We start from the raw sequence: 12534 nt of genomic DNA on the forward strand, positions 1-12534 counted from the left end.
TCGTTTACCCGAAAGATCGGAGAGGTAGTGAAGCGGTCCAGGAATTTTCGTTATCACGAAGGAAAACAATAAAATAAACATTCGAGTAATTCGTGCTGTACGGGCTAGTTCTACAGATAAAGCAGGAGAATGCCGCCCTATGCGTATCAGTAAATGACGAGTACCGATCAAACGTGACTTCTCTATTGTGAAGATAGGGACATGCCTTCTCATGTGGTTTCTACGTAGCCTTTGGTCAAACATTGAGGATTGCATCCGTATATTTGTAAGACCATGGGGTTAGATCCGGATGAGATCTAAAAAAGCTTATCTGGCAGGACCATAACTAGCCTGGAGAGAGGGTGCTTGGCCGATTTTCAGGAAAGACGCACCGATTGCCGGGTTCACGGGAAAAACGGATCGCCCGGAGACAGGGTGACGCAAAAGGAGGCTGTTGTGTTTTGGAATGGAAAGACCCTGGCAGCCGATCACTATGCCACATCGTTAAGACATCATTTCGGTGACGGTGCGGTTCATCGTCTTCAAAAAGAGATCGGGTTCGTCGGGAAACGGCTTCTTCGACTTCCAAGCACAGAAAGATCGGCCTTCTTCGACCCCTGGTTCACCGAGGAGAACGCCCGCCATCTGCGCTCGGTCGCCCGATCCGTCCGCGGGATGACGTCCGATGCGCCGGCCCCGGCCCTGGCGTCCGCCCCCCGCATCGTCTTCCTGCATGGCGTGATGCCGCGCAGCGGCACCAACTATCTCCAGAGCCTGCTGGAGCTGCATCCCGACGTGCTGGTCAATCCCTACGGCATCCGCGAGCTTCCCTTCCTGAACACGCTGGAGGATGCGCGGACCTACGAGGGGCGCTTCCTGCGTCTTTACCGGCGCAACCGGGAGTCGTTCAGCGATCTGGAAACCTTCTGCTACATGGTGAACGGCTTCCTGCGCCGGATCGAAGCCGAGTTCCCGGCCGGCAAGACGGTGGTGATCAAGTCGCCCCACACCCGGATGATGCGCTATTTCCCCTACCTGTTCCCGGCGGAACGCTGCCTGATCGTGCTGCGCGACGGCCGCCGCGCCGTGCAGTCCACCATCGACACCTGGCCGCTGCGCTTCCTGGGCCGGACCTTCGCCGATGTCTGCCGGGAATGGAGCTTCGGCACCGAGGCGGCGCTGGAGGCGCAGAGCCGGATGAGCGCCGACGCCTGCCGGCTGGTCCGTTTCGAGGATGCGGTGGCCGCTCCCGACGGCACGGCCCGCGACCTCATGCGCTTCCTGGATTTGGACGAGGGCCGCTATCCGTTCGAGCGGATCGGCGACCTTCCCATCCTGGGATCGTCCCGCGCCTCGCGCAGCAACGGCGAGGTCAGCTGGACCCCCGTCAGCAAACCCGAAGGCTTCGACCCGTCGAAGCGCCCGATCCAATGGTCGCGCAAGCGTCTGACCGTGTTCGACGCCGTGGCCGGAGACATGCAGAAGAAGGCCGGCTATGCTGCTTGATCCACTGTTCGACACCCGTCCCGCGGCCAGGGATCTCCCCCAGCCCGCTCCCGCTTCCGGTGTTGAGGACGCGCTGCCCGCCATCCTGACCACGCCGGCCCGCCTCACCCACCTGCAAAGGCTGGAGGCGGAGAGCATCCACATCATGCGCGAGGTGGCGGCCCAGTTCCACAAGCCGGTCATGCTCTATTCGGTGGGCAAGGACAGCTCGGTCCTGCTGCATCTGGCGATGAAGGCCTTCTATCCGTCGAAGCCGCCCTTCCCGCTGCTGCATGTCGACACGACCTGGAAATTCCGGGAGATGATCGAGTTCCGCGACCGCATGGCGCAGGATCTCGGGCTGGACCTGACGGTCCACATCAACCGGGACGGCGTGCGGCAGGGCATCGGCCCGGTCAGCCACGGCTCGGCCGTCCACACCGACGTGATGAAGACGCAAGCGCTCAAACAGGCGCTCGACGCCCACGGCTTCGACGCCGCCTTCGGCGGGGCGCGCCGCGACGAGGAGAAGAGCCGCGCCAAGGAGCGCATCTTCTCCTTCCGCACGGCCACCCACCGCTGGGAGCCGAAGAACCAGCGGCCGGAGCTGTGGAACCTCTACCAGGGCCGCATCCACAAGGGCGAAAGCATCCGCGTCTTCCCGCTGTCGAACTGGACCGAGCTGGACATCTGGCAATACATCCACCAGGAGGCCATCCCGGTGGTGCCGCTCTATTTCGCCAAGCCGCGCCCGGTGGTGGAGCGCGACGGCACCCTGATCATGGTCGACGACGACCGGCTGCCGCTGAAGCCCGGCGAGGTGCCGGAGATGGCCTGGGTGCGTTTCCGCACGCTCGGCTGCTATCCGCTGACCGGGGCCGTGCGCAGCACCGCCGCCACCCTGCCCGAGATCATCCGCGAGATGCTGCTGTCCACCGGTTCGGAACGGCAGGGCCGGGTGATCGACCAGGACGCCGCCGCCTCGATGGAAGCGAAGAAGCAGGAAGGCTACTTCTGATGCTGACGGATCTCGACCCCATCGCCACCGCTCCTGCGGATGCCGCCCCCTCCGATGCCGCAAGCGAGGTGCAGGTGTATCTCGCCCGCCAGAACGGCAAGGACCTGCTGCGCTTCATCACCTGCGGCTCGGTGGACGACGGCAAGTCGACGCTGATCGGCCGGCTGCTCTACGACTGCAAATGCCTCTTTGAGGACCAGCTGGCCAGCCTGGAGGCGGATTCGGGCCGCTTCGGCACCACCGGTGCCGGCCAGCTCGACCTCGCTTTGCTGGTCGACGGGCTGGCGGCGGAGCGCGAGCAGGGCATCACCATCGATGTCGCCTACCGCTTCTTCACCACCGAGCGCCGCAAGTTCATCGTCGCCGACACGCCGGGCCACGAGCAGTACACCCGCAACATGGTCACCGGCGCGTCCACCGCCGACGCCGCGGTCCTGCTGGTCGATGCGCGCAAGGGCGTGCTGACCCAGACCCGGCGCCACAGCACCATCGTCTCGCTCCTGGGCGTGCGCCATGTCGTGCTGGCGGTCAACAAGATGGACGCGGTCGGCTGGAGCCGCGAGACCTTCGAGCGGATCGCCGCCGACTACCGCGTCTTCGCCCAGCGCATCGGCATCGACGAGGTCACCTGCATCCCGGTCTCGGCGCTCACCGGCGACAACGTCACCAGCCCGTCGGAGCATATGGGCTGGTACGGCGGCCCCACCCTGCTCGGCCATCTGGAGAGCGTCGACGCCGCGGCGGAGGAAAAGCTCGGCGCCTTCCGCATGGCGGTGCAGTGGGTCAACCGGCCCAACCAGGACTTCCGCGGCTTCTGCGGCACGGTGGCCGGCGGCGCGCTGCGCGTCGGCGACGAGGTCGCCATCCTGCCCGGCGGGCGGACCAGCCGGGTGGCCCGGATCGTCACCATGGACGGCGATCTGGAGACGGCGCAGCCCGGACAGGCGGTCACGCTGGTGCTGGCCGACGAGGTCGATGCCAGCCGCGGCGACATGATCGCCGCCGCCACCGGCCGTCCGGAGGTGGCCGACCAGTTCGCGGCGCATGTGGTGTGGATGGACGAGCAGCCGCTGCTGCCCGGCCGCTCCTACCTGCTGCGCGCCGGCACGGCGACGGTCGGCGCCCAGGTGACCGAGCTGAAGCACGCCATCAACGTCAACACCCAGGAGCATGCCGCCGCCAAGCATCTGGATCTCAACGACGTCGGCTTCTGCAATCTGGCGCTCGACCGGCCGATCCCGTTCGACGCCTATGCCGACAGCCGCGAGACCGGCAGCTTCATCCTGATCGACCGGCTGACCAACGCCACCGCCGGCTGCGGCATGATCCGCTTCGGCTTGCGCCGGGCGTCGAATATCCACCGCCACGCCTCGAAGCTGGACAAGGCGGCGCGGGCCGGCGGGCTGCAGAAGCCCTGCGTGCTGTGGTTCACCGGCCTGTCCGGCTCCGGGAAGTCCAGCGTCGCCGACCGGCTGGAGCAGGAGCTGCACCGTCTCGGCCGCCGCACCATGATCCTCGACGGCGACAATGTCCGCCACGGGCTGAACCGGGATCTGGGCTTCACCGACGAGGACCGGGTGGAGAACATCCGCCGCGTCGCCGAAGTGTCGAAGCTGATGGTGGACGCCGGGCTGATCGTGCTGGTCAGCTTCATCTCCCCCTTCCGCGAGGAGCGCCGGATGGCGCGCTCCCTGGTGGAGGACGGCGAGTTCCTGGAGATCTTCATGGACACGCCGCTGGAGGTCTGCGAGGCCCGCGACCCCAAGGGGCTCTACCGGAAGGCGAGAGCCGGCCAGCTCCCCCACTTCACCGGCATCGACAGCGCCTACGAGCCGCCGGACGCGCCGGAGATCACGTTGAAGGGCGCCGAACAGACCGCCGACGAGATGGTCGCCCAGGTGATCGGGGAGCTGCGGCGGCGCGAGGTGATCTGAGGGGGACGGGTGAGTTTCGCTCCCCCTCGCCCTGCAAGACAGTCTGCTTTCTAAAATCTCCACAAATATTGTATGAGGGAGAACACAAAAAATAGGGTATCTTGAGCCATCGATGGCGGAGCCAACTTGGGCAAGCTGACGACCTTCGGAAAGTTGCGGGTGGTCGTCCTGGGGCGCGACCACAATCCGCCCCACTTCCACGTCAAAGGTCCCGACGTCAATGCTCTGGTCGGTATCGATCCCGTCATCGTCATCCGCGGCAAGCTGCCGTCCGACCTGTGGCCTGAAATCCGGACCTGGGCCGTCATGCACCGTGCCGAACTGGTCGCCGCTTGGAATACCCTCAACCCGCACATCCCCACCGCCTGAAAGGGAGGTTCCATGTCAGAAGGCTTCGTCATCGGGACCGACCCCCGCCCCGTCCCGCTGATCGCTGCGGTCGAGGCCGGCCCCGGAACCATCCTGACTGTCGATTGGGTCGGTGGGGGCGGGGTGTCCGTCGATCTGGCTGGCTGGATCGCCTTGCACAAAATTGACGCTCTGCGCGTGCCCACCATCTTCGCCAAGCCCGAGATCGGTGATGACGGCGACACCGTCCAATGGGCCGGGGACGAGGAGCTGTCGATCGACAGTGTGCACCTGGAGTTGCTGGCCGAACAGCAAGCCGTCTTCGGCGCGGCCGAACTGTCGGAGTGGCAGGACCGGCATGGTCTGTCCAACACCGAGGCGGCCGACCTGTTCGCGCTGCATGTCAACACCTGGATCAACTATCGCACCGGTGTCAGCTCGGTCCCGCGGGCGCTGCTGATCGCCTGCCGCGCCATCGACCGAGACCCCTTGCCTCTGGCCGCTTTCCTGCGTCCCCGCCGCCCCGGTCGCCCGCCGGCGGCGGCTGAGTGAAGCACCATCATTCCGGATAAATTCTCATCGATACAAGCCGTCAACCCACCCCCTCCCGTGCCCGCCGCAGGTCGGCGACGAAGTCGCGATAGGCCTGCTCCGCTCCTTCCCCGGCCGGCAGGCGCAGCAGGTAGGACGGGTGGACGGTGACGAACCCCTCCCAATCGCCGAACCCCATCGGCCCGCGTTCCCGCAGAACCGAGACGCTGCGCCCGCTCAGCGCGAGGGCCGCGGTGGCGCCCAGCGTCACCACCAGGCGCGGGCGGACGAAGGCCAGCTCCTTCATCAGCCACCAGCGGTAATGCTTCACCTCGCCGGCGGTCGGCGACTGGTGCAGGCGGCGCTTGCCGCGGGCGACGAACTTGAAATGCTTCACTGCGTTGGTCAGGTAGGCGGCGCTGCGCTCGATCCCGGCCTCCTCCAGCGCGCGGTCCAACAGCTGGCCGGCCGGGCCGACGAAGGGGCGGCCTTCCAGATCCTCCTGGTCGCCGGGCTGCTCGCCGACGATGGCGATGGCGGCCCCCTCCGGCCCTTCGCCCAGCACCGCCTGCGTCGCCCCCGGCACCAGCGGGTCCGCCGCCCGGATGATGCGGTTCAGCTCGGCCAGCGTCGCCGGTTCCTGCCGGGCCATGGCGGCGACGGCCTTGTCGGGGTTGCGGCGGCGGGGGGCCGCGGCCTCCGCCTCGATCATCGCCTGCACCCGCGCAGGCGCGGAGCGGATCATCGCCGGGATCGCCGCGGCCTCCGGCAAATTGGCCCAGTATTTCCGCGGCATCTCCGCCCGCATCGCCGTCGGGTTCACCCGCGCGGGATTGAAGGTGCTCTCGTAATAGCGCTGCCAGCCTTCGGCGAAGCGGTCGTCGCGGTCGAGCCCCTCCGGCCTCAAAGCCGCCGGCCCGACCGTCAGCGAGCGCCGGTCCCAATGCAGAGATCCCACCGGCGTCAGGATCGTCCAGACCAGGCTCTCGAACCGTTCGACGAAGAAGGGCGCGGTCGCCTCGACGATGAAATGGTCGGGCTCGAACCACGCGACGTAGCGCTCCCCGCCCCGATCTTCGGAGTTGTCCGGATCCCGAACCTCGCGGAAGCGCAGGAAGGCGTGCATCTTGTGCAGGTCGCGCCGCACCGCCTTGTCCAGCAGCGCCAGCCGGTGGATCAGCGGGTCGGCATGATGGTCGAGGATGTCGCGCTCCCCCCGCACCACCCGCCGGACCAGCCGGTGCAGCAGGGCATAACGCTCCGGATCGCGGTGGCAGACCACGCTTTCGATCAGCGCCCCCACCGGGCGCGGCAGCGGAACCGGCGGCGCGTCCGCCGGCAGCGGAGCCGTATCGCCGAACAGCGACGGCGCCGCCCCGCCGCTCCACACCACCGCGTCCGGTTCGACATCGAGCGCGACCAGCCCGCGCAGCGCGCGGCGGAAGCCGTCCAGATCGGCGCCGTCCTTCAACTCCACATGCCGCATGGCTCAACCCCTCAGAACAGGCTGAGCTGCTTGGGCGGCGCCACCAGCCGCTGCCGCAGGTCGGCGCGGTCGGTCAGCCCGCCCGGATGGTGGTCGGCGGCGATCAGGAAGGCGCGCGCCCGCTTCAGTCCCGACGACAGCCGCGCCACATCCTCCAGCCGCAGGGTGGTGTGGCGCCGCGCCTCGACGATCTTGTCGACCGCCCGCGCCCCCAGCCCCGGCACGCGCAGCAGCATCTCGCGGTCGGCGCTGTTCACGTCCACCGGGAAGCGCTCGCGGTTCTTCAGGGCCCAGGCCAGCTTGGGGTCGATGCCCAGATCCAGCATGCCGCCCTCGCCCCCGGCGGCGATCTCGTCCACGGTGAAGCCGTAATAGCGCAGCAGCCAGTCGGCCTGGTACAGCCGGTTCTCGCGCTGGAGCGGCGGCGGCTTGGCCGGCAGGGCGGAACTCGCCTCCGGGATCGGGCTGAAGGCGGAATAATAGACCCGGCGCAGCCCGTAGCGGCGATAGAGCGTGTCGCTGGTCTCCAGCACCGACAGGTCGGTGGAGGCGTCGGCACCGACGATCATCTGGGTGCTCTGCCCGGCGGGGGAGAAGCGGCGCTTTTCCTCCTTGGCCTCCAGGATGCGTTCGCCGACCTGACCCATCACCGCCTTGATCGAGCTGCCGTCCTTCTCCGGCGCGAACTCCTTCAGGCTGCGGTCTGAGGCCAGTTCGAGGTTGATCGACAGCCGGTCGGCCCACAGCCCGGCCTGCTCGATCAGCCAGGGGCTGGCCTCCGGGATGGTCTTCAGATGGATGTAGCCGGCGAAGCCATGGTCGCGCCGCAGCGTGCGCGCCACCAGCATCAGCTGCTCCATCGTGTGGTCGGGCGAGCGGATGATGCCGGAGGACAGGAACAGCCCTTCGATGCAGTTGCGCTTGTAGAAGCCCAGCGTCAGCTGCACCACCTCGTCGACGCTGAACCGCGCGCGCCGCACGTTGGAGGACCGGCGGTTGATGCAGTAGGCGCAGTCGAACAGGCAGTAGTTGGTCAGCAGGATCTTGAGCAGCGAGACGCAGCGCCCGTCCGGCGTATAGGCGTGGCAGATGCCGGCCCCGGTGGTCGAACCGATGCCGTCCGGCCCGCCCGTCCGCCGCTTCGCTCCCGACGATGCGCAGGAGGCGTCGTATTTCGCCGCATCCGCCAGGATCTCGAGTTTGTCGAGCAGCGCGTCATCCACTGTGATGGCTTCCCTCTTCCTTCCAGATGTTCGCAATATGTTCTTATCTAAGGAAAAGGCAAGCGGGGCGTCTTGAAAGCGGGCCGGAACGGGGCCACGTGCTCTACAACCGGATCCGGGCCCCTCTGGCGACTTAGACGTGGTCGCGATGTCGGATTTCTTCACCTGCTCTTGCGCCGACGGGCGTGACCGCACTTGGAGGGACTGATGCCCTTGCCCCTGAGACAACGCCCCCGGCCTCCGGCATTCCCCGCTCCCGACCTTCCCCGTCGCGCGCCGCCCCTCCGGCGCGCCGCACGGCTTTGCCACCGCTCCGGGTGGGCGGCTTTGCCGCCCTCTGGGCGGCCGGCTCCGTGCGCCTGCGGGGCGCCGGGGCCAGGGCCGAGACCCTGAAATCTTCCCCCGCCTCATTCCCACCCTTTTGATGAAGACGAGCATCGCCATGGACCACACCGAACGCCAGATCATCGACGACCTGTTCGCCAAGCTGCATCAGGCCGAGGCGCAATCCGGCCCGCGCGATCCCGAGGCCGAGGCGCTGATCCGCGAGCGGATCGCCCGCCAGCCGGCCGCCCCCTACCTGATGGCGCAGGCCATCGTGATGATGGAGCAGGCGCTCGCCGCCTCGCAGGGCCGCAACGAGGAGCTGGAGCGCCAGCTGCGCGAGCGTCCCGCCGCCGCTCCCGCCGCCCCGGCCCAGTCCGGCGGCGGCCTGTTCGGCAGCCTGTTCGGCGGCAGCAGCCGTCCCGCTCCGCAGCCGTCATATCCGGCGGCGGCCCCGGCCGCTGCCGCCCCTGCGGCCGCCATGCCGGCCGGCTCGCCCTGGGGCCGTCCGCCCGCCGCTGCCGGTACGCCCGCCTATGGCGACCCGCGCGTCGCCGGCTATGCCCAGCAGCCGCGGGCCGGCGGCGGCTTCATGGCCGGCGCCATGCAGACGGCGGCCGGCGTCGCCGGCGGCATGCTGATCGGCAGCGCGCTCTCCAGCATGTTCTCTGGCGGCGAGGCGGTGGCGGCCGAGGCTGCCGGTGCTGCCACCGATGCGGCCACCGCCGCCACCGACCATGTCGAACAGACGGTCGAGGACAGCGGCTGGGGCGATTTCGGCGGCGAAGAGGAGATGTGAGTCCATCCCTGATGGCGGCGCTCCGTTGAACTGAGCGCCGCCATTAGAGAAATAATTCCTATATAATGGCGTCGGACCCACCGTTGCGGAACCGACGCCATGCCTTCCCCTCTCCCCTTTTCAGGATCGCCTGCGCCAGGGCATGGGAGGGGGATTTTCCCAACCGATGGAACGCTGCCGTCCGGCCTGTTTCACAGCGTTCCATCCGGCCCCGGCGTTGGACCCTTGCCCACCCGGCGGATGGAACGCCGCCGCTTGGCGTGTTTCACGCTGTTCCAGCGGTCTCTCCCGTCGGCCCTGCCGATGGAACGCCGCCGCCCGGCACGTTCCACGCCGTTCCAACCGCCGGCCGTTCCGCCCCGCGCTTCAGGCCTTGACGATGCGGTCGGCGAAGCCCTCGACCGCCCGCATGGCGTTGCGGGTGTCGACCACCAGCGGGCAGTGGGCGGCGAGGCTCTGCCAGTCGATGCCGTCATGGTCGGTGACGATCACCGCCGCGTCGAAGCCTGCGAGCCGCTCCGCCGTCCAGTCCACGGACCTGCGGCCGGCGAGGGCGGCATGCTCGCGGGTGACCGGCAGCACGGGAATGAAGGGGTCGTGGTAGTCGACCGCGGCCCCGCGTTCCAGCAGCATCTCCATCAGCCGCAGCCCCGGCGACTCCCGGCTGTCGTCGACGTTCTTCTTGTAGGCCATGCCGACCAGCAGGATGCGCGACCGGCTGAGCCCGATCCCGGCCTGCCGGTCGAGCGCCAGGGCCAGCCGGTCCACCACATGGCGCGGCATCATCGTGTTGACCTCTCCCGCCAGCTCGATGAAGCGGGTAGAGATTCTGGTATTCGCGGGCCTTCCAGGTCAGGTAGAAGGGGTCGATCGGGATGCAGTGGCCGCCCAGGCCGGGGCCGGGATAGAAGGGCATGAAGCCGAAGGGCTTGGTCTTCGCCGCCTCGATCACCTCCCAGATGTCGATGCCCATCGGTTCAAAAACGATCTTCAGCTCGTTCACCAGGGCGATGTTGACCGAGCGGAAGATGTTCTCAGTCAGCTTGGTCGCCTCCGCCGCCCGCGTGCCCGACACCGGCACCACCTGCGGCACCACCTGTTCGTAGAGCGCCACCGCCAGCTGGCGCGCGCCCTCGTCGTCGCCGCCGACCACCTTGGGGATGGTGCTGGTGGTGAAGCTGATGTTGCCGGGATCCTCGCGCTCGGGCGAATAGGCCAGGAAGAAGTCGCGACCGCTGGCCAGCCCGGTCTCCTCCAGGATCGGCCGCATCACCTCGTCGGTGGTGCCGGGCCAGGTGGTCGATTCCAGGACCACCAGCTGGCCCCGGCGCAGCCGGTCGCGGATCAGCCGGGTGGAGGCCTCGACGAAGCTCAGGTCCGGCTCGCGCTGGGGCGACAGCGGGGTGGGGACGCAGACGATCACGGCGTCGCAGGCGGCGAATGCGTCGGCATCGGTCGTCGCCCGGAACCGCCCGGTCGCCGCCGCCTGGGCGACACGGCCGTCGGCGATCTGTCGGATGTAGGAGCGCCCGCCGTTCAGCGCCGCCGCCTTGGCCGGGTCGATGTCGAAGCCGGTGACCGTGAAGCCGGCCCCGGTCAGCGCCAGGGCCAACGGCAGTCCGACATAGCCGAGCCCGACCACCGCCACCCGCGCGCTGCGGCCGCGATAGGCGCTTTCCAGCGACTGGATGTCGGGTGCCTGCATGTCGGGCTGGGTGTCCGCTGTGCTCATCGTGCCGTTCCGTTCGAAAGGACTGGACCGCCCGGACGGCTGTCCCGCCTGCGGCCGCCGGAATGTGTGACGGGCGGCATGCTTTGCGCAACCCCCCGCTCCGTATTGGTGCCGGGGATCGGAAACTCTGGCGCCGGGACCGTGAAGGGTGCCACCCTCCCCGGACTCCTTGGACTTCCCTCGCCCAGACCCAACCCGCCATGACAGCCCGGCACCCACCTCTCCTTCCGCAAGAGATCGCCCCGGTGGATGACCGCCAGTCGGCGCTGACCGCCCTCCATCTGGGCGGCGACCCGGCGGCCCTCTTCGGCTATTTCATGGCGCTGCGCGAGGAGAGCGACCGGGCGCTCGCCGGCCTGCCACCGGCCGGCGGCAAGCACTATCCCTATGGCCGCTGCGAGGAGATCACCCGCGACCTCTTCGCCCGCCTGTCGCAGCGTCTGGCCCAGCCGGCCGGCCCGGTGGAGCGCGCGCTGCGCGCCTTCGTCGAGGGGGGCGGCGTGCTGCACAGCGTCTGGGGAGTCCTGCGCGGGCAGTATTTCCAGAACGCGCTCCAGATCGGGGCGCTCTATGTCGACGTGTCGAACGACACGGTGGTGGTTACCAAGCCGAAGGTGGAGATCCTGCCGGTCGCGGAGTCCGGCCTGGTGCCGGTGCGCGACCTCGACCATTTCCGGCAGACGGCGGAGCGCTACTGGGGGGCGACGCTCTATGCCAACCATCTGGCGCCGACGCTGGCCCCGCTGCTGCCGGTGCTGTCGGTCAGTCCCGGCCGGCTGGCGCCCGGCCTGCAATCGGCCTGCGACTACATGATCGCGCTGATGTGCCGCGACCGGTTCGAGCAGGCCGAACGCTGGCTGGAGACCGGCCCCGCCCCGCCCGCCGCCCTTGCCGCCGGCTGTCTCGCCGCCATCCCCGCCGACCTGCGCCCGCTGACCGGCCAGCCCCGGCTGGAGGCGGTCGCCGCCTGCCGCCGCGCCCGGGAAGCCGCCTGCTGGGCCGACCCCGACTGGCGCACCGCCCGCGTTCTCGACTATCTGCGGCTCATGCGCGGGCCGGGAGGTTAAGCCTCTTCCCGGCCCTTCACCCCCCTCACAGCCGGTCCGTGCCGAAGGTGTCGCAGGCTTCCAGGCGGCCGCTTTCCAGGCCGGTGCGGAACCAGCGGACGCGCTGGGCGGAGCTGCCGTGGGTGAAGCTGTCGGGGCTGACGGTGCCGCGCGCCTGACGTTGCAGGCGGTCGTCGCCGATGGCACTGGCGGCGGTCAGCGCCTCCTCGACGTCGCCGGGCTCCAGCATCTTGCGGTCGCGGTTGGCGTGGTTGCCCCAGATGCCGGCGAAGCAGTCGGCCTGCAGTTCCAGCCGCACCGACAGGGCGTTGGCCTCGGCCTGGCCGCCCGCCCGCTGCTGGGCCGCCTGCACCTTGTCGGAAATGCCCAGCAGGTTCTGCACATGGTGGCCGACCTCATGGGCGATGACGTAGGCCTGGGCGAAGTCGCCCGGGGCCTGGAAACGGTCGCGCAGCTCGCGGTAGAAGCCGAGGTCGATGTAGAGCTTACGGTCCATCGGGCAGTAGAAGGGCCCCATCGCCGCCTGGGCCCGGCCGCAGCCCGACGCCACCGTGCCGGTGAACAGCACCAGCGTCGGGTCCTGGTACTGGCGCCCCATCTGCTGGAAC

The 12534-nt window shown here is 68.6% G+C and carries 11 protein-coding genes and 1 pseudogene; 7 read left to right on the top strand and 5 right to left on the bottom strand.

Annotated elements, in window-relative coordinates; translation table 11 throughout:
- The first annotated feature begins 654 nt into the window (after positions 1-654).
- The 5 genes from ACWPN8_RS31520 (at position 655) to ACWPN8_RS31540 (ending at position 5316) form a co-directional block, all read left to right on the top strand.
- Positions 655-1485 carry a sulfotransferase family protein gene (locus ACWPN8_RS31520; protein ID WP_109095234.1) on the top strand — a complete coding sequence of 277 codons (831 nt, stop codon included), beginning with the start codon at positions 655-657 and terminating at the stop codon, positions 1483-1485.
- Positions 1475-2482, top strand: coding sequence for a sulfate adenylyltransferase subunit CysD (gene cysD, locus ACWPN8_RS31525; protein ID WP_282188090.1), 1008 nt, complete (start codon positions 1475-1477; stop codon positions 2480-2482). The genes ACWPN8_RS31520 and cysD overlap by 11 nt, the downstream gene beginning before the upstream one ends.
- Positions 2482-4416 (top strand): sulfate adenylyltransferase subunit CysN, encoded by a 1935-nt coding sequence (gene cysN, locus ACWPN8_RS31530; protein ID WP_492243663.1) that lies wholly within the window; start codon positions 2482-2484, stop codon positions 4414-4416. The genes cysD and cysN overlap by 1 nt, the downstream gene beginning before the upstream one ends.
- A 126-nt stretch (positions 4417-4542) precedes the next feature.
- Positions 4543-4785, top strand: a complete 243-nt coding sequence (locus ACWPN8_RS31535) for a DUF4160 domain-containing protein (RefSeq protein ID WP_492243664.1) — start codon at positions 4543-4545, stop codon at positions 4783-4785.
- A gap of 12 nt (positions 4786-4797) precedes the next feature.
- Positions 4798-5316 carry a DUF2442 domain-containing protein gene (locus ACWPN8_RS31540; RefSeq protein WP_492243665.1) on the top strand — a complete coding sequence of 173 codons (519 nt, stop codon included), beginning with the start codon at positions 4798-4800 and terminating at the stop codon, positions 5314-5316.
- 40 nt (positions 5317-5356) lie between these two features.
- Here the strand turns inward: ACWPN8_RS31540 and ACWPN8_RS31545 are convergent, their stop codons facing one another.
- Positions 5357-6781, bottom strand: coding sequence for a UdgX family uracil-DNA binding protein (locus ACWPN8_RS31545; RefSeq protein ID WP_492243666.1), 1425 nt, complete (start codon positions 6779-6781; stop codon positions 5357-5359).
- Between the two features lie 11 nt (positions 6782-6792).
- Positions 6793-8004 carry a putative DNA modification/repair radical SAM protein gene (locus ACWPN8_RS31550; RefSeq protein ID WP_376967445.1) on the bottom strand — a complete coding sequence of 404 codons (1212 nt, stop codon included), beginning with the start codon at positions 8002-8004 and terminating at the stop codon, positions 6793-6795.
- A 442-nt stretch (positions 8005-8446) separates the two neighbouring features.
- Between ACWPN8_RS31550 and ACWPN8_RS31555 the strand changes: the two genes are divergently transcribed.
- A complete protein-coding gene (locus ACWPN8_RS31555) occupies positions 8447-9127 on the top strand; it encodes a DUF2076 domain-containing protein (RefSeq protein ID WP_492243667.1) in 681 nt (226 codons plus the stop codon).
- A gap of 366 nt (positions 9128-9493) precedes the next feature.
- Here ACWPN8_RS31555 and ACWPN8_RS31560 read toward each other — a convergent pair whose 3' ends face one another.
- Together ACWPN8_RS31560 and ACWPN8_RS31565 are read right to left on the bottom strand one after the other, a co-directional pair.
- Entirely contained in the window at positions 9494-9913 is a 420-nt protein-coding gene (locus ACWPN8_RS31560; protein ID WP_492243668.1) for a UDP binding domain-containing protein, read from the bottom strand.
- Between the two features lie 100 nt (positions 9914-10013).
- Positions 10014-10859, bottom strand: a pseudogene (locus ACWPN8_RS31565) (nucleotide sugar dehydrogenase); the annotation flags it as partial.
- A 245-nt stretch (positions 10860-11104) separates the two neighbouring features.
- Here ACWPN8_RS31565 and ACWPN8_RS31570 point away from each other — a divergent pair.
- The gene (locus tag ACWPN8_RS31570) at positions 11105-11926 is read left to right on the top strand and encodes a hypothetical protein (protein ID WP_492243669.1); all 822 of its coding nucleotides are present in this window, start codon (positions 11105-11107) and stop codon (positions 11924-11926) included.
- A gap of 25 nt (positions 11927-11951) precedes the next feature.
- Here ACWPN8_RS31570 and ypfJ read toward each other — a convergent pair.
- Positions 11952-12534, bottom strand: a 583-nt coding sequence (gene ypfJ / locus ACWPN8_RS31575) for a KPN_02809 family neutral zinc metallopeptidase (protein WP_492243670.1), incomplete at its 5' end; no start/stop codon positions are given.

It is taken from the genome of Azospirillum sp. UENF 112521, assembly GCF_058780665.1.

Excerpts from the sequence above, each read along its gene's own strand:
- ACWPN8_RS31520 (WP_109095234.1), top strand. The coding sequence starts at position 655 with ATGACGTCCGATGCGCCGGCCCCGGCCCTGGCGTCCGCCCCCCGCATC.
- cysD (WP_282188090.1), top strand. The coding sequence starts at position 1,475 with ATGCTGCTTGATCCACTGTTCGACACCCGTCCCGCGGCCAGGGATCTC.
- cysN (WP_492243663.1), top strand. The coding sequence starts at position 2,482 with ATGCTGACGGATCTCGACCCCATCGCCACCGCTCCTGCGGATGCCGCC.
- ACWPN8_RS31540 (WP_492243665.1), top strand. The coding sequence starts at position 4,798 with ATGTCAGAAGGCTTCGTCATCGGGACCGACCCCCGCCCCGTCCCGCTG.
- ACWPN8_RS31545 (WP_492243666.1), bottom strand. The coding sequence starts at position 6,781 with ATGCGGCATGTGGAGTTGAAGGACGGCGCCGATCTGGACGGCTTCCGC.
- ACWPN8_RS31555 (WP_492243667.1), top strand. The coding sequence starts at position 8,447 with ATGGACCACACCGAACGCCAGATCATCGACGACCTGTTCGCCAAGCTG.
- ACWPN8_RS31560 (WP_492243668.1), bottom strand. The coding sequence starts at position 9,913 with ATGATGCCGCGCCATGTGGTGGACCGGCTGGCCCTGGCGCTCGACCGG.